The sequence below is a fragment of the Chitinophagales bacterium genome (assembly GCA_020636535.1).
Classification (GTDB): Bacteria; Bacteroidota; Bacteroidia; order Chitinophagales; family JADIYW01; genus JADJSS01.
This window is the reverse complement of the sequence record JACJXT010000011.1, coordinates 56332-75198: the sequence shown is the minus strand read 5'-3', so window position 1 is coordinate 75198 and position 18867 is coordinate 56332. Positions and strand designations below refer to the sequence as shown.

Annotated in this window: 21 protein-coding genes; 8 read left to right on the top strand and 13 right to left on the bottom strand. The window is 30.0% G+C overall.

From position 1 onward, the window contains the following. Nucleotides 1-48: 48 nt before the first annotated feature. On the bottom strand, nucleotides 49-1380 hold the full coding sequence (locus H6553_00680; GenBank protein MCB9032331.1) for an OmpA family protein: 1332 nt from the start codon (nucleotides 1378-1380) through the stop codon (nucleotides 49-51). 121 nt (nucleotides 1381-1501) lie between these two features. Between H6553_00680 and H6553_00675 the strand changes: the two genes are divergently transcribed. Beyond that, on the top strand, nucleotides 1502-2167 hold the full coding sequence (locus H6553_00675; GenBank protein ID MCB9032330.1) for a hypothetical protein: 666 nt from the start codon (nucleotides 1502-1504) through the stop codon (nucleotides 2165-2167). Between the two features lies 1 nt (nucleotide 2168). Here H6553_00675 and H6553_00670 read toward each other — a convergent pair whose 3' ends face one another. Beyond that, nucleotides 2169-2849 (bottom strand): hypothetical protein, encoded by a 681-nt coding sequence (locus H6553_00670; protein MCB9032329.1) that lies wholly within the window; start codon nucleotides 2847-2849, stop codon nucleotides 2169-2171. Between the two features lie 55 nt (nucleotides 2850-2904). Between H6553_00670 and H6553_00665 the strand changes: the two genes are divergently transcribed. The 4 genes from H6553_00665 (at nucleotide 2905) to H6553_00650 (ending at nucleotide 7927) form a co-directional block, all read left to right on the top strand. Beyond that, the gene (locus H6553_00665) at nucleotides 2905-5037 is read left to right on the top strand and encodes a DPP IV N-terminal domain-containing protein (GenBank protein ID MCB9032328.1); all 2133 of its coding nucleotides are present in this window, start codon (nucleotides 2905-2907) and stop codon (nucleotides 5035-5037) included. Nucleotides 5038-5254: 217 nt separating this feature from the next. Then, on the top strand, nucleotides 5255-6241 hold the full coding sequence (locus tag H6553_00660; protein ID MCB9032327.1) for a DUF3078 domain-containing protein: 987 nt from the start codon (nucleotides 5255-5257) through the stop codon (nucleotides 6239-6241). A 251-nt stretch (nucleotides 6242-6492) separates the two neighbouring features. Then, a complete protein-coding gene (locus tag H6553_00655) occupies nucleotides 6493-6993 on the top strand; it encodes a DUF2480 family protein (protein MCB9032326.1) in 501 nt (166 codons plus the stop codon). 1 nt (nucleotide 6994) lies between these two features. After that, the gene (locus H6553_00650) at nucleotides 6995-7927 is read left to right on the top strand and encodes a lytic transglycosylase domain-containing protein (GenBank protein MCB9032325.1); all 933 of its coding nucleotides are present in this window, start codon (nucleotides 6995-6997) and stop codon (nucleotides 7925-7927) included. 186 nt (nucleotides 7928-8113) lie between these two features. Here H6553_00650 and H6553_00645 read toward each other — a convergent pair whose 3' ends face one another. The 3 genes from H6553_00645 to H6553_00635 all read right to left on the bottom strand — a co-directional run bounded on the left by H6553_00645 (nucleotide 8114) and on the right by H6553_00635 (nucleotide 10021). Next, complete coding sequence (locus H6553_00645; protein MCB9032324.1) at nucleotides 8114-8560, bottom strand: DUF1761 domain-containing protein; 447 nt, start codon at nucleotides 8558-8560, stop codon at nucleotides 8114-8116. A gap of 74 nt (nucleotides 8561-8634) precedes the next feature. Continuing rightward, nucleotides 8635-9234 (bottom strand): NifU family protein, encoded by a 600-nt coding sequence (locus H6553_00640; protein ID MCB9032323.1) that lies wholly within the window; start codon nucleotides 9232-9234, stop codon nucleotides 8635-8637. Nucleotides 9235-9256: 22 nt separating this feature from the next. Then, a complete protein-coding gene (locus H6553_00635; GenBank protein ID MCB9032322.1) occupies nucleotides 9257-10021 on the bottom strand; it encodes an SDR family NAD(P)-dependent oxidoreductase in 765 nt (254 codons plus the stop codon). 62 nt (nucleotides 10022-10083) lie between these two features. On the opposite strand from H6553_00635, the gene H6553_00630 reads away from it, so the two are divergent. Further along, on the top strand, nucleotides 10084-10413 hold the full coding sequence (locus H6553_00630; GenBank protein ID MCB9032321.1) for a nucleotide pyrophosphohydrolase: 330 nt from the start codon (nucleotides 10084-10086) through the stop codon (nucleotides 10411-10413). Nucleotides 10414-10525: 112 nt separating this feature from the next. On the opposite strand, the gene H6553_00625 is transcribed toward H6553_00630, so the two are convergent. The 8 genes from H6553_00625 to H6553_00590 all read right to left on the bottom strand — a co-directional run bounded on the left by H6553_00625 (nucleotide 10526) and on the right by H6553_00590 (nucleotide 17417). Next, entirely contained in the window at nucleotides 10526-11308 is a 783-nt protein-coding gene (locus tag H6553_00625; protein MCB9032320.1) for an ABC-2 transporter permease, read from the bottom strand. A 1-nt stretch (nucleotide 11309) separates the two neighbouring features. Then, nucleotides 11310-12011: an ABC transporter ATP-binding protein gene (locus H6553_00620; GenBank protein MCB9032319.1), complete on the bottom strand. Its 702-nt coding sequence runs from the start codon at nucleotides 12009-12011 to the stop codon at nucleotides 11310-11312. Further along, the gene (nosD, locus tag H6553_00615) at nucleotides 11986-13239 is read right to left on the bottom strand and encodes a nitrous oxide reductase family maturation protein NosD (protein MCB9032318.1); all 1254 of its coding nucleotides are present in this window, start codon (nucleotides 13237-13239) and stop codon (nucleotides 11986-11988) included. Before nosD ends, H6553_00620 begins: the two co-directional genes overlap by 26 nt. A 3-nt stretch (nucleotides 13240-13242) precedes the next feature. Next, a complete protein-coding gene (locus H6553_00610; protein MCB9032317.1) occupies nucleotides 13243-13674 on the bottom strand; it encodes a nitrous oxide reductase accessory protein NosL in 432 nt (143 codons plus the stop codon). Next, complete coding sequence (locus tag H6553_00605; protein MCB9032316.1) at nucleotides 13671-14261, bottom strand: hypothetical protein; 591 nt, start codon at nucleotides 14259-14261, stop codon at nucleotides 13671-13673. The genes H6553_00610 and H6553_00605 overlap by 4 nt, the downstream gene beginning before the upstream one ends. A 74-nt stretch (nucleotides 14262-14335) precedes the next feature. After that, nucleotides 14336-16306 carry a Sec-dependent nitrous-oxide reductase gene (gene nosZ, locus H6553_00600; protein MCB9032315.1) on the bottom strand — a complete coding sequence of 657 codons (1971 nt, stop codon included), beginning with the start codon at nucleotides 16304-16306 and terminating at the stop codon, nucleotides 14336-14338. Between the two features lie 4 nt (nucleotides 16307-16310). After that, a complete protein-coding gene (locus H6553_00595; protein ID MCB9032314.1) occupies nucleotides 16311-16703 on the bottom strand; it encodes a cytochrome c in 393 nt (130 codons plus the stop codon). A 144-nt stretch (nucleotides 16704-16847) separates the two neighbouring features. Then, the gene (locus H6553_00590; protein MCB9032313.1) at nucleotides 16848-17417 is read right to left on the bottom strand and encodes a fasciclin domain-containing protein; all 570 of its coding nucleotides are present in this window, start codon (nucleotides 17415-17417) and stop codon (nucleotides 16848-16850) included. A 179-nt stretch (nucleotides 17418-17596) separates the two neighbouring features. On the opposite strand from H6553_00590, the gene H6553_00585 reads away from it, so the two are divergent. Both H6553_00585 and H6553_00580 read left to right on the top strand, forming a co-directional pair. Then, the gene (locus tag H6553_00585; GenBank protein MCB9032312.1) at nucleotides 17597-18175 is read left to right on the top strand and encodes a bifunctional precorrin-2 dehydrogenase/sirohydrochlorin ferrochelatase; all 579 of its coding nucleotides are present in this window, start codon (nucleotides 17597-17599) and stop codon (nucleotides 18173-18175) included. 2 nt (nucleotides 18176-18177) lie between these two features. Beyond that, complete coding sequence (locus H6553_00580) at nucleotides 18178-18864, top strand: dienelactone hydrolase family protein (protein MCB9032311.1); 687 nt, start codon at nucleotides 18178-18180, stop codon at nucleotides 18862-18864. Nucleotides 18865-18867: the final 3 nt, after the last annotated feature.

Genomic DNA, 18867 nt, shown 5'->3' with positions numbered 1-18867 from the left:
TGCATTTTATTACAGGACTTTCGTTTCATAGTTTTAGTTTTTTGTATTTCACAGTTTTATAAATTCTACTCTTCTGTTATTGGCTTTTCCTTCGTTGGTGCTGTTGCTATCAACAGGTTGTGTTTCTCCTTTGCCTTCGGTTTCCATTCTGCTTCTGTCGATACCAAAAACCGAAGCCAAATAATCTTTAACAGCATCAGCTCTTTTTTTAGAAAGTGCTAAGTTAGTAGCATCATCACCATCGCTATCTGTATGTCCAATAATTTTAATTTTTACACTAGGATTTTCTTTTAATGCATCAGCAATTTCTTTAATTACACCATGAGAGGTAGACTTGATATTGGCTGAGTTTACATCAAACAAAATTCCACTAGTAGAAAATTTGCCTTCTGTAATTAATTTGCTTCTAGTATCTGGTTCGCCAACAGCTAATTTTAAATTGCTAATTCCGTAGTAGTTTTCTTCACTCAAACCATCTGTATAAAAAACAATACCATTATAATTTACACCAGTTTGAAACGCTTTTGGTAAATCAAACACTTTTTCATCATCTAAGTATAATCTCAATCTACCATTTTGTCGCCAAACAGCAACATGCACCATTGGTTTTGTAGTAGCATGAAATTGAGTACTCATTTTCTTATTATCCATAAAGAAACTACCTTTGGTATAAATTTCATAGGATATATCTCCTCCATTATTTCCAGCATCTGTAGGATCTAAACCAATAATTACACCTTCTTTTCCTTTTTTAAATCTTGCCCATTGAATAAATTCTGTATTGGGTGTTTTCATTTGAGTAAAACAAAAATGCAATGCTCCACTATAATAACTAAACGGTTGACTGCTATATACATCAAACTCGAAAGTAAAATTGTCAGGTAAGTTGGTTACAAATTTTTCTGGTAAGAAACTACCATCTTGTGTAATTTGTAACCATTTACCATCTTTGAGATTGATGTTTACCATTTCGCCACCAGCATTGGTATTCCAATTTATAGGAAAATCGCCAATGGCATCTTTAGTAAACTCTTCTGTAGCAATAACTTTTTCGCCAGCAACAAAGTCGTATTTGCTTGTAGCACTCAACTTTTGATTTTGAGTTGTAGCATTTTCTGATGACTTTGTTGAAGCAGTGCTATTGCTAGCATCTCCGTTATTAGTATTAGTAGATTGGTTTTTGTCATTTTTATTATTATCGCCTTTTACACCTTCTTTGGTTTTGTTATAAGTTTTGTCGTAAGCTTTATCTGTTTCGTCTAAGATTTTGTCTTGTGTTTTATTGATGACTTTATTTTTGATTTTGTTTCCGAAATTTCCCCATTGAGAAAATCCGTTTATCGAAATAAAGAAGCATAGTGTTATAATAATTTGTTTCATGAATTATTGTTTATGTAAAGTTGATTTATAAAGTTTATATTGTCAAAAAAAATGAGTGAACGGACGAAATTCTGAGTGAACGGTCATTTTTTGTGTATTTTTGATGCCAATTCTTGAAAAAATGAAAAAAATAAATGCTTTTGATGGTTTGTATTATGCTTGTTGGTTGTTTATTTCACTAACAGCTTTGGCAATGTTGTTTTATCCTGGAGGAAAATATGCTAATCATAATTCAGTAGGTTATGCGTTTATAGAAAACTTTTTTAGTGATTTGGGCAGATTTAGAACTTTTAATGGTGGTACAAAATATATCTCTATGGTTTTATTTATTACAGCTATGGTGGTTTTAGCATTATCTATCATTCGATTTATATTTCAGTTTCTAAAATCTATTCACGATAAAAAACAATATAAAATAGTACAAACTATTGCTATTATAAGTGCTGTTGCTTATGGTGTTTTACAAATTGGCATTGCTTTAACACCATATGATTTAACTAAAAGTGGACATATGTTTTTTGTAAGAACTTGTTTTATAACAATGGTTCCTGTGTGTTGGAGTTTTAGTTTTTTAATTTTTAAAGATGCTATTTTGCCTAATAGATATTTTAGTTTACTGTTAGTAGTAAGCTTATTTCTTTTAGGATATATTTATATTTTATTTTATGGTCCTAAAATGTCAGACAATATTTATTTTCAACCAATAGCTCAAAAGGTAATTGTTTATATGCTATGCTTTTCTTTAATGTATGTAGCACAAGGTTGTAGAAAATATTTAAAAGTGTAGTTTACTGTCGTCGGTTTCTTCCACATAAAGAAAATTCGAAACCAGTCATAAGCATTAGAGGAAAATCGCCAAAAGTTCCTTGATATACAGATTCATTATCATTTATTACATCAATTAAAGCACTTACATAAAACCTTCCAACATTACTTATTGAAGTAGAATATCCTCCACCAATTAAAAGATGACTAACATTAATTCTTTCAGGATATTTATAATAGGATTCTTTATTGACCATATCATATCTTGCTTGTAAAAAAAGACCATTCCAAACATAACCTCTTAAAAAAAGTTGTCCTCCATATGCTGTAGTTTTTAGTCTACTTCCATTATTTAATCTTATACTTTGAAAAAGTAATATTGGACCAACACCAAATTGTAGTCGATTTGGAATAAAAAAGTAACTTAATGTTGGAGCTAAGTTTATTGAAGTATAATTTCCAAATTGTAATGAGAATTCACCACCAATATATAAATTACATAAATCTACTTTAGAATTTTTTGATTCTTTTTCGTTATTATTATTGTTGTCATCATTATTATTGTAATAAGAAGGATTGTCGTTTACTACTTCTTGTCTTAAAGTATCGTAAACAGAATTAGGTTCATTATATTGTTCTTCTTGTGCTTTTGCAGATACGCAAAATAAGATTCCAAGCGTTAATAATATGGGTGTTAATTTCATGCCGTAAATTTCTTAATAATAATGTACTTTTAACTGCAAATAGTATTAAACAAAGATGAAAAAAAACTTAAATATAGTTGCATTTATTTGTTGTTCAATAGTTTATTTAACAATTCATGCACAAAAAATCTCATTAGCAGATATTTTTATAGATAATAAGTTTTATGGTGTTGGTATTGAAAGCCATGCTTTTTTAAATCAACAAGAAGCATATGCTACACTTAGCGATAGAAAAATTACTACTTATAATGCACAAGCAGAAAAACAAACTACACTAGACTTAAGCAATGTTGATGCTAGCTTTTACAATTTTGAGTTTTCTAATACCGATAGATATTTATTACTGCAATCTGATGTTTTAAAAATGTATAGAAGGTCTGGTGCTTCTTTTTATTATTGCTATGATACCAAACAAAAAACCAGTTTTCCTTTAGATGAAGAACGCATTTATTTTCCTACATTTTCTAATGATGACAAACAAGTGGCTTTTGTAAAAGACAATAATCTATACTATAAAAAAATACCTAATGGAAAATTGACTGCGGTTACTACAGATGGCGAATGGAATAATATTATTAATGGCAAAAGTGATTGGGCTTACGAAGAAGAATGGGAAATGACCAATGCATTTGCTTGGAGCAACAATGCACAATATTTGGCATATTTAAAGTTTGATGAAAGCCAAGTGAAAGAATACTACTTACCATTTTACAACAACAATGCGTACACACAAATTTTTTCTTATAAATATCCAAAAGCAGGAGCAGAAAACTCAAAAGTAAGTGTATGGATTTACGACACAAACAAAAAGAAAAATATCGAAGTTAATTTAAAGAAATACGACTACGAATATATTCCGAGAATTTATTGGGATAATAGCAATAGTGTTTATCTGTTTTTATTTAATAGATTACAAAACGACTTCAAAATTATAAGCTATAATGTAGAAAATAATAAAATAAAAACAATATATCACGAGCAGTCTAATACTTATGTAGAAATACCAGTTGGTTTTCAGATATTAAAAGACAATTCATTTTTTATAACTTCAGAAAAAGAAGGATACAACAATTTGTATTGGTACAATGAAGAAGGCAACTTAAAAAAACAATTAACTAATAACAAATATAATATTACAAAATTATATGGATTTGATGAAGCCAATCAAAAAATATACTTTCAGTCTAATTTAAAAAATACTTATGAAAAATATATTGAAGTATTAGACACAAAAACCAATCAATTATTTTTATTACGAGATGATGTTGGCACTAGCGAGGCAGAATTTTCTCCAAACTTTGGATTCTGTTTTTATAACAATCAAAGTCAAACACATCCAAGAGTGTATAGTATAATAGACAATAAAAACAATACTATACGAACACTACAAGACAATCATGTGCTACGAGATTATGTAAAAGATTTTCCACAAAAAGAATTTACAACAATCATTGTCAACAATCAAAATTTAGCTACATGGATATTAAAACCAAAAGATTTTGATTCTACTAAACAGTATCCATTACTTATGTATGTTTATAATGGTCCAGGTTATCAAGATGTACTAAATGAATTTAATACAAGCACCGAAAGATATGTCTACTATTTAGTTTCAATAGGATATATTGTTGCTTGTGTAGATGGAAGAGGCACTGGAGGAAAAGATGCCAATTTTAAAAAATGTACCTATAAACAACTTGGGAAATACGAAAGCGACGACCAAATTGCTGCGGCTCAATATTTTGGTAAATTACCTTTTATTGATAGTAGCAGAATAGGTATTTTTGGTTGGAGTTATGGTGGATTTATGAGTGCGTTGTGTTTGTTAAAAGGCAATACTGTTTTTAAAGCAGCCATTGCAGTAGCATCGGTTACCAATTGGAAATTTTACGACAATGTATATACCGAAAGATATATGCAACGACCAATAGATAATCCAGATGGATATGAACAAAGCAACTTGATGAACTTAGCAGACCAATTAAAAGGCAATTTATTACTCATACATGGTTCTGCCGATGATAATGTACACATACAAAATACTTACGAGTTAGTCAAAGCATTAAACATCCAAGAAAAAGAATATCAACTATTAGTCTATCTAGACAAAGATCATGGCATTGGTGGAGGCAATACGCGTTATGATTTATTTAATAAGATAACACAGTTTATTTTGAAAAATTTGTAATATCTCATCATAGCAAGGAGATACGACGAAGCTATCTCTGTGCCTTGGTTTGTATCCACACAAATCAACCAAGAAATCATAAGTGTAAAATTCATAGTATTAAAAAAGCTAACGCACTGATTTTTAGCAAAATAATACTTTTTTGTCATATTCATAACAATAAGTTTAAGCATTACTAGCAACAATCGTGTAGCTTTGCATCTCAAAAAAATTAAGAATGAAAAAATTTGCGTTTTTATTATTGGTATTAATTTCTTTTTCTACTTATGCACAAATAGAGAAAGAAATTGTAGGCAAAGCAATGACCGATGAAGACAAGAAAAAATTAACCGATACTTTAGAAGGTTGGAAAATTGGTGAAACAGGTGGTATTAATTTTAATCAAGCGGGTTTTGTAAATTGGGCTGCAGGTGGAACGCCAGCAGTATCTTTATTGTTTAATGGTAGAGTATATGCTGATTATAAAAGAGGCAAACACTTAATGCAAAATTGGTTTGCAGCAGAATATGGTATTCAGTTTTTAAAAAATGATGATAAAAATTGGGAACTTTCTAAAAGTGCCGACCGTTGGGAATTATTTTCTAAATATGGCTATCAAATATCTAAAAAATGGTATGCTTCTACCTATGTAGATTTGCGTTCGCAGTTTGCTCCAACTAAAGTACCAAGTGTTGTAGATGCTAATCAAGATTCTGTAGTATCTAAAATGGGTTCTCCTATGACTTTAGAATGGGCTGTCGGTTTCGATTATGTACCAAATCAATATTTCTCTTTATTCCTTTCGCCATTAGCAACCAAATTTGTTTTTGTAGCAGATGATGCTATTGCAATGACCAATACTTATGGTAATATTTATCCAGAAAAAGTAAAAAAAGAGTTAGGTGCTGTTTTAATTGCAACTTACAATCAAACTTTTATCGACAGAATTAATCTTAGCTCTATATTTAAAGCGTATAAAGATTATTTAAATCCAAAACCAGGAAAAAACATAGATATCGATTGGCAAACTACTATTGGATTAAAAGTAACTTCTTGGTTATCTGCAAATATATTTACTCAATTAGTTTGGGATTATGATACCAAGTTTACAGAAGATGATGGTACAATTACAGAAAAAGTTCAGTTTAGAGATGTAATTGGTGTTAACTTAGGATATACTGCAAATTGGTATAAAGCAAAAGACCAAAAAGCAATTAAGTTCTAACAACATAGATTTTAATATATATTGAAGTCCTTTATCTTTTTTTGATGAAGGACTTTTTTATTTGTTTAGATTGCACTCGTCATTCCTGCGAAAACAGAAATCTTTCTTATCGGTGTGTGTCATCATCAATCGAAATAATAAAAAATCTTTCTTATCGGTTGTGTGTCCTCACCAACCGAAATAATAAACTCAAATACAATATCACTACAATCGTTTCTTTTTCTCAATTTTATTATTATCATTGTAAAATAATGAGTTTATTAAACAAAGTAGCAGAAAGTGGTATCATTACTATCAATCTCGAAGACTATTTGTCGCAGCAAGAGATTGTAGTTTTTGATATGAAGCCATTTCTGTTTAAAGAACTTATACTCAAAGAAAAAGAATTTAGAACACAGTTAAAAGAACACAACTGGACACAATATCAAGATAAAACAGTAGCTGTATTTTGTTCTACAGATGCCATCATTCCAAAATGGGCGTATATGCTAGTAGCACAATACTTAATAAAAGTTACGCCTCAAATTTATTTTGATACCAAAGAAAGTTTGGAACAAAAATTGTTGCTACAAAATATACAATCAATAAATGCTACAAATTTTATCGATGAAAGAATTGTAATAAAAGGTTGTGGCAATAATAAAGTAAAGGAAGCAGCGTTTATTGAGATTAGTAAGAAATTAATTCCTGTAGTAAAGAGTTTGTTTTTTGGCGAAGCGTGTTCTACAGTACCAATTTATAAGAAAAAATAAAATGAATAAAAACATAAAAAATATATTTTTCGGATTTGCATTAGCAATAGTCGCTTTTTTATTTATAAGGTCAACAGCAGATAAATACGGAATTTATGTGCCGTTTATAAGCAAAGGCAATACCAATATGCAAGAAGTACCACTTAAAGGTGCACAACATTACGCAGTAAAATTGCCAACCAAGCTAGATTTTGCAGGAGAACCAGTGCCGTTAAATGATATAGAAGTAAGAGAACGACTAGATAGAGAATTAATCGTAAATGCTAATTGGCATTCATCTACTCTTTTGATGTTGAAAAGAAGCAAAAGATTTTTTCCAACCATAGAAAAAATTTTAAAAGAAGAAGGCGTTCCAGACGATTTTAAATACTTATGTATGGCAGAAAGTGGTTTAGATGAAGTGGTTTCTAGTGCTGGAGCCGCAGGTTATTGGCAATTCATGAAAACAACAGCGGCACAATATGGCTTAAAAGTAAATAGCGATGTTGATGAACGCTACGATTTAGAAAAATCTACAAGAGCAGCATGTAAGTACTTAAAAAATGCATTAGAAACTACTGGTACATGGACAGCTGCTGCTGCTGGTTACAACATGGGAACTGCTGGAGTAACAAGTCGACTAAGCAGTCAGCAACAAATGAGTTACTACGATTTATATTTGAATAGCGAAACTAGTAGATATGTATTTAGAATCTTAGCACTTAAAATGATATATGAAAATCCAGAAGGATTTGGCTTTAGCTTACTAGAAGAAGATAAATATCCAGAGTTAGAATACTATACTGTAAATGTAGATAGTAGTGTTAATTGGGTAGACTTTGCTAAGTCATACGGAACTTCCTATAAAATGATTAGACATTATAACCAATGGATACGCAACGACAAACTCTACAATAAAACAGGAGAAATATACGCTGTTAAAATACCAAAATAATATATATACCAGTTTTTATTTAGTATAATCTAAAAAAATACAACAAAAATGGTAGAGTCGTTTAACTTTATCAACCTAAGTCCGATTAAAACAAACTGACCAATAATACAAACTAATACCAGTAAACGATTACGCTCTTTTCTAGATATGGAAAATAGTCTAGACTGACAAATTAGAATATCTCTTTTATCCCATTATTCCGATAATACCGCCCATTATACTAACAGCAACAAGCCAATATCCTACATTAATTAAAATATATTTCCAATTTCTTATATCAAACAAAGCATTTATTACAAGTGCAGGTATTAGTCCATAGAAAAAAGCACTTTGAAAAGCATGCCAAGCACCATGAAAAAATGGTTGCTCTGAAATAATGCCATTTCCGCCTTTCATTTTATCTATAAATAAATGTAAACCAATAATTTGTTTTTGTAAACCAACAGCAATAATTAGTGCTAAAACAAATGTTATTCCATATATTATTGCAGGATGTGGTGCTTGCTTCATTTTTTCTTCTGTAACACCAGATGCTTGTATCCATGCATTTTTAAATAAAAGACCATACCAAATAAAGCCAACTACTAATGTAGAAAAAGCTGCTAATACTACTGAAAGCCAATTGATAACCATAGTTTATTTTTTTAAGTGAAACAATATAGTACTTAAATTTAAACTATTTATTTAAAAAAACAAATGCGTTCTGTCTATTCGTTTTCTGCAACGACTGCTTTTACTTCTGGTACAAATTTTTGTAGTAAATTTTCAATGCCTTGTTTAAGTGTTACACTAGAAGATGGACAACCACTACATGATCCTTGTAATTGTAAGGTAAGTATGCCTTGGTTAAACGAAACAAAACTAATGTTTCCACCATCCATTTCTACCGCAGGTTTTACATATTTGTCTAGTGCTGCTTTTATTTTTACTACTACTTCATTATCGTCAGTAGTAATTTCGTTGCTAGCAACATGTGTTGGTTTTACATAATCATCAGCAATGGCTTTAGCATCATCATTACTAAAAAAGGTAGTTAGTGTTTGTCTAATAGTAGGTACTAATTCTGCCCAAACTAAATTTTCTTCTTTTCCAAGAGTAACAAATTGTCCACTAATAAAAACACTAGTAATGCCATCAATATCAAACAAAATTTTAGCTAAGTCAGATTTTTCCGTTGCTGCTTTGTCGTTAAACTCGGCACTTCCTTTATCGTATATAATTCTATTTAGAACAAATTTTAATGTATTTGGATTTGGTGTTGCCTCGTTATAAATCATAACAGGCACTTTTACTGTTGAATTTTCCATGCTACAAAAATAACAATTTTAATTAGGAATTGTTTTTTACTACAGTAGTTGCTGTTGCTTGTGCTGTTGGCAACATAAAAACTTCTTCTATACAAACATGTGCTGGTTGTGTAGCGATGTAGTAAATACCATTGGCAATATCTATGGCTTCTAATGGTTTAAATCCATCGTAAACAGAAGCTGCTTTTGTTTCGTTCCATTTAAATCGTACTAGAGAAAATTCTGTTTCTGCAGCACCAGGACTTAACACTGATACTTTTATATTGTCTTGTAGTAAATCTATTCTAGCACTTCTAGAAATAGCTCTAACAGCATGTTTTGTACCACAATACACATTGCCTCCACCGTAAGCTTCCCAACCAGCTAAAGATGCAATATTAATAATATGACCTTGTTTTCTAGTAATCATTAAAGGAGCTACTTCTCTCATCATGTACAACAAACCTTTTACATTGGTATCTATCATTTGTTCCCAATCATCATATGCGCCTTCTTGAATTGGTCCTTTTCCAGCAGCCAATCCAGCGTTATTTACTAGAACATCTATTTTTTTCCAATCATCAGATAAGCTATTAATGGCTTGTTTTACTTCATCGAGATTTCTAACATCAAAACACAAAGATAATACATTTATATTATATTGTTCTATTAATTCTTTTTCTAACCGATTCAATCGTTCTTGTCTTCTTCCTGTAATGATGCAATGCCAACCATTTTTAGCAAAAAGTTCGGCTGTTGCTTTACCAAAACCAGAAGTTGCACCTGTTATTAATATAATTTTGTTCATTTTTATGTTTTGATGGTTTCAAAAATACAGAAATTAAACCCTTTTTTATAATTTTAATGGATATGACAATTCAAGAAGCACAATCTGTAGTAGACAATTGGATAAAAACAAATGGTGTACGATATTTTAATGAGTTAACCAATATGGCAATTCTTACAGAAGAAGTTGGCGAAGTGGCAAGAATAATTGCTAGACAATATGGTGAACAATCTTTTAAAGCAAGTGATAAAGACAAAAACTTAGCAGATGAATTAGCAGATGTTTTATTTGTGTTGATTTGTATAGCCAATCAGACCAATATTGATTTGACTGATACATTAAAGAAAAACTTAGAGAAGAAAACCAAAAGAGATGTAGAGCGACATCAAAATAATGAAAAGTTAAAAAATTGACCCTCGTTATTTTGTGAAAAGATAAACCCAAATGAAATGGTAATATTTATTTTTTTAACACAACAAACACCATAGTTATATTATAAAATATAATATTTATTATAGATTAAATTTAAAAGTCTTTCTTTTTTAGTTTATAAGATAATCGCCAAACTGGTAGTATTATCCAAAGTGATAAAACTATAATAGGTATTATTAATCCGATTGGTGTTCCGAAAAACTTTTTAAATACTGCTCCTGTATATCCTAGCAATGCAGAAATATCTAGCTTTAATAAAATTAATACTCTAGATAAATCTATTGGATTAAACATCATGGCAACTAAAGAAAATTTGTCTAATGGATATTCGTTAAATGCAAAAAGTAAAATTAAAAATATACCATCGTAGACTACAGCAAAAATCAACCATAATAATATGGCAAAACTAAAACCAACAATTTTGTTGTCGTTTGATAATGCAATATTATATGCTATTGCTACAAATATAAAATTTAAGAAACAACCAGCCAATATCAATAATAAAAAATTACTTAATGCACTAGAGTTAAACAATCCGTAAATAATAAAAGGAATGCCTAAGCCAAGTAATAAACTCAACGACAATGACAATGCTACGCCTATGTATTGTCCTAGTATAATTTTTCTTCTAGTAATGGGTTGTGCTAGTAAGAGTTCTGTAAATTCTTTGGAGTTGTAGTAATACATTACGCCAAAAATTGTAGCAATTAATGGTGTTAATACTACAATTATGTTCATGAGTGTAATTACTGCTTTAGAAACATCGTTGTTTAGAAAAAGTAATACGAATCCTAATAATAAATAAAAACCAAAATAAACATAACTCCAATGACTTCGAAGTAAATCGTATAAACTATATTTTAATATTTTTATCATTTTAATTTTTACTTAATAGTGTAGCAATAGCTTGTTCTAATGTGTTTGATTGTGTAGATGTTTTAAGTTCTATAATATTCCCTTTAAAATATATATTTCCATCTAAAAGAAAAACAATATTATCGGCAATTTCTTCTACAAAACTCATAATGTGTGAAGTAACAAAAATAGTATTGCCTTTGTCTTTTTTTTCTTGAATTATTTTTTTCAACTGAATGAGTGCTATTGGATCTAAACCACTTGTAGGTTCATCTAAAATAATTAAGTCGGCTTCAAACATAAAAGTAAGTACTAGATTTACTTTTTGTTTAGTTCCTCCAGAAAGATGTTGTAGTTTCTTATTTAAGAAAGGAATTATGCCAAATTGTTCAATTAAATATTTTTCATTACTATTTGTATTTCTAATATTTTTTACTATATTAATTATTTCTTGTACGGTTAGGTTTGGTGGAAAATTAGCAATTTGTGGTAAGTACAATAAGTTCTTTCTATAGTTCCATTCGCCAATTATATTTTTATCTTGATATAAGATAGTACCACTATTTGGAATAACCATACCTAAAATACATTTAATAAGCGTTGTTTTGCCAGAACCATTTGGTCCTAAAATTGCAAAAATACCACCTTGTTGTATTTCTAAATTTAAGTCTTTTAAAACCTCTAGTTTATCAAACTTTTTATTTAAGTGCTGTATTTTTATCATTGATTGGTTTTAAAATAGGTTCATTGTCTTTTACATTTTTTGGTGTAAATATGGGCGAAATTTTTTCTGAGAAATTGATAATGTCTATAAATAAACTTCTCAATAAAACCAATGCCTGTGGAATTTCGCTTACAATATATGAAAATAATTTTACTGGACTATAAGGAACATCTCCAATGCCATCTCTATTTAAGTCATAACCAGAATAATCGCTCCAATAGTTTTTAGCAAATTGGTTGTCATTAATTCTAGAACTGTAAGAAACATCTAAAGCATTATTTAAAAAATCATTATAATTAAATTTATTAGCATAACAAGCACCTACAATTTTTACAGCCCAACCATTATTTTTAAATATATTTTTTTTATAATTGACTCTGTTGCTTCCTTCAATATTTATAGCAGTTGTGTTTTCTTCAAATAGATTGTCGTAAATTTCTGCATCGTAAATTTCTTTTAGTAGCAAGCCGTAGGCATTTGGTCCCCAATTATTAATAAATGCGTTGTTGTACATTTTTATATACTTAGAAAACATTACGGCTACGCCTGCACCATTGTTTTTAAAAGTATTGTTGTAATATACATCATCATTAGAGAACATATAGTGCAAACCATATCTTATATTATCATAACTGTTATTATTATATATTTTGCTGTTGGTAACGAATTCAAAGTAAATACCATCACGCATATTAAATACTTTATTGTTGTAAATATCTATACTATCGCAATGCCAAGCATGAATACCATTTCCTGTGCCTGCTTCATTTTTAGTTTTTTTACTAGAAACCGTGTTATATCTTATTACTCCATTTTTAGATTTTTCTATATGTATACCAAAAAAAGTATTGGTAATAGTTACTTGTTCAATAGTAAAATTATTGCAATGGTTAATTTTTATTGCAGCCAAGTCTTTCACATAACTTACTTTGATATTTTTTATATGTATATTTTTAATACTAAAATTATTGGTATTTTTAACCAATATGCCTTCCATATTGTTTCCATCAATAATAACACCTTGTTCTCCAATAATATGAATTGGCTTAGTAATAACTATTGTCTTTTCTTGATAAGTACCTTTTTTTATTTTAATAGTGTCTGATGGATTTGCAATAGCTATAGCATTTGAAAGTGTTTTAATAGTATATGTTTTACCTACTGTAATTGTTTTTGCTTGAAGACAATACAATTGAAAGATAAAAATAATACTTATAATTATTTTCATGTTTTATCTTTGGATTTCTTGCTTGATAGTTGTCCAATTATAAAAAGAACCTTCATTTTGAGCCAATGCTTTTTCTGCTTCAGCTTTGTTTTTAAATCCAGATAAAAATGCACCCATTGGACTTTTAATAGATTTAGTTATTAAATAAGTTGCTTCTTTTGCATTCAACATTTTTCCTGCATTATTATAATCGGCTACTAGAATATAAGCTAAATTTGCTTCATCAAAATTAAGCATATCATTCACTAAACATTCAATAGCATCATATTTGTATTGTTTGCCTTTATCTGTTACTATTTGAGATGCATGAGTATTATCAACGATGTTCATAGAACAGTAAGAACATTGGTCGTTACCATAATCAATAGCTTGTGGTTTAACCGTACACGCTGTTAATAAAGCAGTAATAGTAGTTATAAATAAAAAGTTTTTCATAGTTTTTTGTTTTCATTTTTACCAAATATAAACGCTACTAAAGATAATCCTATAGATAAGATTAATGCAACAGCACCAAGTCGTGGATAAGAATGTGCTACGAAATTTAGTATTGTTTTTGTTCCAAATAGTGGTGGTTGATAAGCCATTGGTGTTCCATCTTCATTGGTAAATTTTATAGCTGCTGTTTGACTAAGATTAGTTCCGTAGTCATGTTCCCACATATAAAAATCGACCATACCAGCAATGCCTAATAAACTCATTAGCACAAACCAAATTAAAAAGAGTCTATAATTTCCTGTAATGGCAAATAAAATACCCAAAACAAACATCGTTACTACTACAATTGGAAATATTGAAAACTCTAACATGTTTTCTGGAATATCTTTCATGCCAACATAGTGATTCATTAAATTGATATTTTGAATATCGTGAGGATTCATGTCGGCAATTTTATTAATATGAATATTCATACCAATAGGGTCAGGATATTGAGGTGCTTCTAGTGTAATGTTCCATAATGGAAAGATGAATAATGTTAGCAGTAAACTTGCTGCTATAAGCATTATGATTTTAGACTTTTTCATCTGATAAAATTTTAAGTTAAAAAAAGTAAGGATGCAATAAATACTATTACACCCTTACATTGAAAATGAAAAAACTATTTACCTGAGGTTGATTCACCATCCAAAGTATAGGATATTGGTGTACTCGAACCTTTTGGAGAAACTCTTACATAACCTTGCATTTCTTGATGTAATGCAGAGCAAAAATCGGTACAATAAAATGGCCAAACACCTACTTGTTTTGGTTCCCAAATAAATGTTTCGGTTTGTCCTGGCATAATTAATAGCTCGGAAGTATTTGCTCCAATCATAGAAATACCATGTGGCACATCATAATCTTGTTCTAGATTAGTTACATGGAAATACACTTTATCGCCAACTTGAATACCTTCTATATTATCTGGTGCAAAGTGAGAACGAATCATAGACATATATATATGTACTTCATTGCCACTTCTTACTACTTTAGCATCTGCTTCTTTAGTAATAGCATACTTGTGTTTATTATCTTCTAATTTATATATTTTTTTAGATTTATCGGTTAATAAACTCGCAGGACAACCTGCAGCATAGTGTGGTTCTCCAATAGTAGGAAAATCTAATAATAATTCCATTTTATCTCCAGAAATATCATACAACTGTGCTGATTGATTAACTTCTGGTCCAGTAGGTAAATATCTATCTTTAGTAATTTTATTCATTGCTACTAAATATTTTCCAAATGGTTTTCTTGAATTACCACCAGGAATCATTAAGTGACCAACAGAGTAATAAGTTGGTTTTCTATCAACAACTTCCCAAGTACCTAATTTCCATTTTACAACTTCAGAAGAAATAAAGAAAGTAGTATAAGCGTATCCTTTACCATCAAACTCTGTATGTAATGGTCCTAAACCTGGTTGTTTAACCACACCAGCCAATACTTCGTCGTATTTTAAGATAGGAATACCATATGCTTCACCATCAAATTTTTTGCCTTCAATTGCTTTAAGCATTTTAGAAAATGAGTGTACTGTAAGTTCTGCTGCTAGTTTTCCGCTACCAACAATATATTCTCCAGAAGGATCTACATCACAGCCATGAGGCGATTTTGGTGTTGGTAAAAAGAAAATAGCACCTGGAACATCTCTAGGATCTACCATTACTACTTGATCTTTTATTGTACTTGTAGCAGTATGTGTATGATCATTATAAACATTGTGAGCATACTTAGCAGCTACTTTTTTACCACCACCATTATTTACATATTCTTCAATTTTTTTCCAATTTACAGCAGCAATAAAATCTTTATCGTTTTGCGATGCATTTACTTCTAAAAGAGAGTTAGCTTCTTCTGTATTATAAGTAGTAAAGAAAAACCAACCATGAGATTTGTCTCTACCTGGATGAGATAAATCGTAGTCAAATCCTGGCATTAGTAATTGAAACTTGATGTCCATATTTCCTGTTTCTTTATCAACAGAAATAAAACTCATTGTTCCTTTAAAGTTAGATTTGTACTCGCTAATAGGCATATCTTTTTGTGGAATTGGAATACTAAATCTAGTACTAGCTACTACATATTCTGTGTTTTCTGTAATAAAAGAAGAACTATGGTTACCAGCACTATTTGGTATTTCAATAATCTCTGCTGTTTCAAAAGTACTTAAGTCTATTCTTGCTATTCTTGGTGTATTGTTTCCGTTTATAAAACACCATCTTCCGTCTAACTCTCCATTTGTTTGAGAAATATCTGGATGGTGAGCATCATCCCAAGGCACAAAACCAAAAGAAGTATTTAACATAGGTTTCGTTTCTTCATTAAAGCCATATGCTTTTTCTGCATCTAAAGAGAAAACAGGAATTACTTTAAATAAACGACCTGAAGGCAAACCATAAACAGATAGTTGACCACTAAATCCACCAGAAATGAAAGCATAAAATTCGTCGTGTTCTCCAGGAGCAACATAAACTTTTTCTGCTACATCTCCAGCTAAAGCACCACCACTCTTCTTACCTTTTTTACTACAACTGCCAAATAACAATATTAGTGTTAAAAATGGCAATAATATTTTTATTGTTTTCATATGATTATTTTTTATCAGTTAATCTAAAATATTCTAAAATCTTTCTAGCTTCTTCTTCTGTAAGATTTTGATTTGCCATTGGAGATAAATATTCTGCTAATAAAGCTTTAGCCGCTTCGTTTTGTTCTACCATAACTTCTGGATTTAAAATCATATTCATAATCCACTCTGGAGCTCTTCTTTCGGTAACTCCAGCTAAAGCAGGACCAACGAATCTTTTATCTATTTTATGACAAGCTGAACATTTTGTAGTAAATAATTCTTCTCCTTCATGAGCCATAGTTTCGTTAATATCTTCTAAAGAAAGACTTGTAATAGGACCAACGCCTTTGTCTACACCATCGGTAGTGGTTTCAGTTACGGCATCGCTACTTTCTTCGGTAGAGTAGTCAGACATAGCATCTTCTTCGCTACTTTTGTTGCTACTACAACTAAATACTACTAGTGAAATTGTTAAGACAAGCAGGTAAATACTCTTGTCTAGTGTTTGTTTAATTAATTTTTTCATTTTTTAATTGATTTATTATATTAGAAATATTTATTAATTGCTAGGAACAATTACATCATTTATTACATGTATCCAGCCATTACTTACTTTTACAGATTTTACGATTTCAAATCCACCTACTGTTATTTTACCATCTTTTTCTACAACATCTAAATAATTACCAGAGGCCATATACAATTTTCTTCCTTTCTCTGCTTCTTTGCTTAATTGCTCAATTGGATAATTTGCTGGTGCAACATGATTGGTTAGTATATGAGCTAGTTTTGCTTTGTTTTCTGGTTTAAATAATTCATCAACCGTACCTTCTGGTAGTTTAGCAAAAGCTTCGTTTGTTGGAGCAAAAATAGTTAGTGGTCCAGCGTTTACTACTGCATCTTCTACGCCTGCTTTTTTAATAGCTTGTACCAAACTAGAAAAATCTTCTAATGACTCTGCTAATTGTAATGCATTTGGATCTGAAACTTCATCTACGACAGCAGACTGTCCTTTTGTTTCTGATGTAGTAGTGTTTGTATTGCTATTTCCTTCTTCTGATGACTTATTATTACAAGCACTAAATGCTAATGTAATTATGATAAGAATAAATAAATGATAATTTCTCATAACAAATTGATTTAATTTTTGTTGAATTTATACTACTTCTTATTTAAAATCCATGATAAATATCATATTCAGATAAAAATATCCGAAATATAAAATTTATTTTACAAATACTTTATACGAGAACTAATTTTTGAGTGAATTATGTCATTATTTTGAAATAAAATATCGTTCTTTATTGTGTGAATACACTTTATCCAATATTTATTAAAACAGAAAATATTAGAATTCTAGTTGTTGGTGGAGGAAGCGTTGCTTTAGAAAAACTGTCTTTCTTACTAAAGAGTTCGCCACAAGCGAATATTACTATTGTAGCTAAAACAATTAGTGATGATATTCTTTCACTTATAAAAAATAAAGATAAAGTTAAATCAAATATAAAACAATTTGAAGTATCTGATATTATACAGTATCAACTAATTATTGCTGCTACAAATGATACTGTAGTGAATCAAACAATATATCAAGCAGCAAAACAAAATAATATATTAGTAAATGTAGCAGATACGCCAGCACTATGTGATTTTTATTTAGGTGGAATTGTAACTAAAGGCGATTTAAAATTGGCTATTTCTACAAACGGAAAATCACCAACTATGGCAAAGCAACTGCGACAGTTTTTTGAAGCGATTATTCCAGAGGAAATAGACGACTTGCTACAAAACATGAATGCGTATAGAAAAACACTACAAAGCGATTTTAAAACTAAAGTAGAAACGCTAAATGATTTAACAAAATCAATATTAAATAAAAACGATTAACAATGAAAAAAATTACACTTCCATTAATGACCAGAGATATGTCGTGCTATTATTATCAAGCTAATAGCAATGAAAAACGACCTGGTATTATTTTTCTTCCAGATTTAACAGGAATACAAGAGGCAACACATCAATCAGCAAAAATAATTGCAGCAGAAGGTAACTTTAATGTCATTATTCCTGATTTATATTCTGGTAGCATTAATATGCAAAAATATTGTGTGCGTTTTTTAATTGATGAAGCCATTAGAAATAATCATGCTACGAACAATGCTCCATTAAATGAGTTTTTTGAAATACTAGATCAGTTCAAAGCATTTGATGAAGTAGACGAAGAACAAATGGGCGTTATTGGCCAATGTCTTACTGGTGGTTTTGTATTGCATGCAGCTATTAGACCAGAAGTAAAAGCACCAGTAGTTTTTCATCATTCTTTTGGAAGAAAAGGCAGTGGTTTTCCTAAAGGTTGTGCTGCTTTGGTGCAGAATAAAATACAAGGACACTTTGTACACTTAGATCCTTTTTGTCCAGCATCAAGAATTAAAGCACTAGAAGAAGAATTAGGCGATAAGCTAGAAGATTATAAATATTGGTTGCCACATGGAATTCCGCATTTGTTTTTTAGAAATAAACAAGCAAAAACAGCTTTTGATAGAATGATGTCTTATTTTGAAACACAGTTAAAGTAAAGA

Bases quoted from the DNA above. Each gene is read 5' to 3' on its own strand.
- H6553_00660 (MCB9032327.1), top strand. From the start codon at position 5,255: ATGAAAAAATTTGCGTTTTTATTATTGGTATTAATTTCTTTTTCTACT.
- H6553_00620 (MCB9032319.1), bottom strand. From the start codon at position 12,011: ATGATAAAAATACAGCACTTAAATAAAAAGTTTGATAAACTAGAGGTT.
- H6553_00595 (MCB9032314.1), bottom strand. From the start codon at position 16,703: ATGTCTGACTACTCTACCGAAGAAAGTAGCGATGCCGTAACTGAAACC.
- H6553_00655 (MCB9032326.1), top strand. From the start codon at position 6,493: ATGAGTTTATTAAACAAAGTAGCAGAAAGTGGTATCATTACTATCAAT.
- H6553_00625 (MCB9032320.1), bottom strand. From the start codon at position 11,308: ATGATAAAAATATTAAAATATAGTTTATACGATTTACTTCGAAGTCAT.
- H6553_00605 (MCB9032316.1), bottom strand. From the start codon at position 14,261: ATGAAAAAGTCTAAAATCATAATGCTTATAGCAGCAAGTTTACTGCTA.
- nosD (MCB9032318.1), bottom strand. From the start codon at position 13,239: ATGAAAATAATTATAAGTATTATTTTTATCTTTCAATTGTATTGTCTT.
- H6553_00670 (MCB9032329.1), bottom strand. From the start codon at position 2,849: ATGAAATTAACACCCATATTATTAACGCTTGGAATCTTATTTTGCGTA.
- H6553_00645 (MCB9032324.1), bottom strand. From the start codon at position 8,560: ATGGTTATCAATTGGCTTTCAGTAGTATTAGCAGCTTTTTCTACATTA.
- H6553_00610 (MCB9032317.1), bottom strand. From the start codon at position 13,674: ATGAAAAACTTTTTATTTATAACTACTATTACTGCTTTATTAACAGCG.
- H6553_00675 (MCB9032330.1), top strand. From the start codon at position 1,502: ATGAAAAAAATAAATGCTTTTGATGGTTTGTATTATGCTTGTTGGTTG.
- nosZ (MCB9032315.1), bottom strand. From the start codon at position 16,306: ATGAAAACAATAAAAATATTATTGCCATTTTTAACACTAATATTGTTA.
- H6553_00635 (MCB9032322.1), bottom strand. From the start codon at position 10,021: ATGAACAAAATTATATTAATAACAGGTGCAACTTCTGGTTTTGGTAAA.
- H6553_00590 (MCB9032313.1), bottom strand. From the start codon at position 17,417: ATGAGAAATTATCATTTATTTATTCTTATCATAATTACATTAGCATTT.
- H6553_00680 (MCB9032331.1), bottom strand. From the start codon at position 1,380: ATGAAACAAATTATTATAACACTATGCTTCTTTATTTCGATAAACGGA.
- H6553_00630 (MCB9032321.1), top strand. From the start codon at position 10,084: ATGACAATTCAAGAAGCACAATCTGTAGTAGACAATTGGATAAAAACA.
- H6553_00640 (MCB9032323.1), bottom strand. From the start codon at position 9,234: ATGGAAAATTCAACAGTAAAAGTGCCTGTTATGATTTATAACGAGGCA.
- H6553_00665 (MCB9032328.1), top strand. From the start codon at position 2,905: ATGAAAAAAAACTTAAATATAGTTGCATTTATTTGTTGTTCAATAGTT.
- H6553_00650 (MCB9032325.1), top strand. From the start codon at position 6,995: ATGAATAAAAACATAAAAAATATATTTTTCGGATTTGCATTAGCAATA.
- H6553_00580 (MCB9032311.1), top strand. From the start codon at position 18,178: ATGAAAAAAATTACACTTCCATTAATGACCAGAGATATGTCGTGCTAT.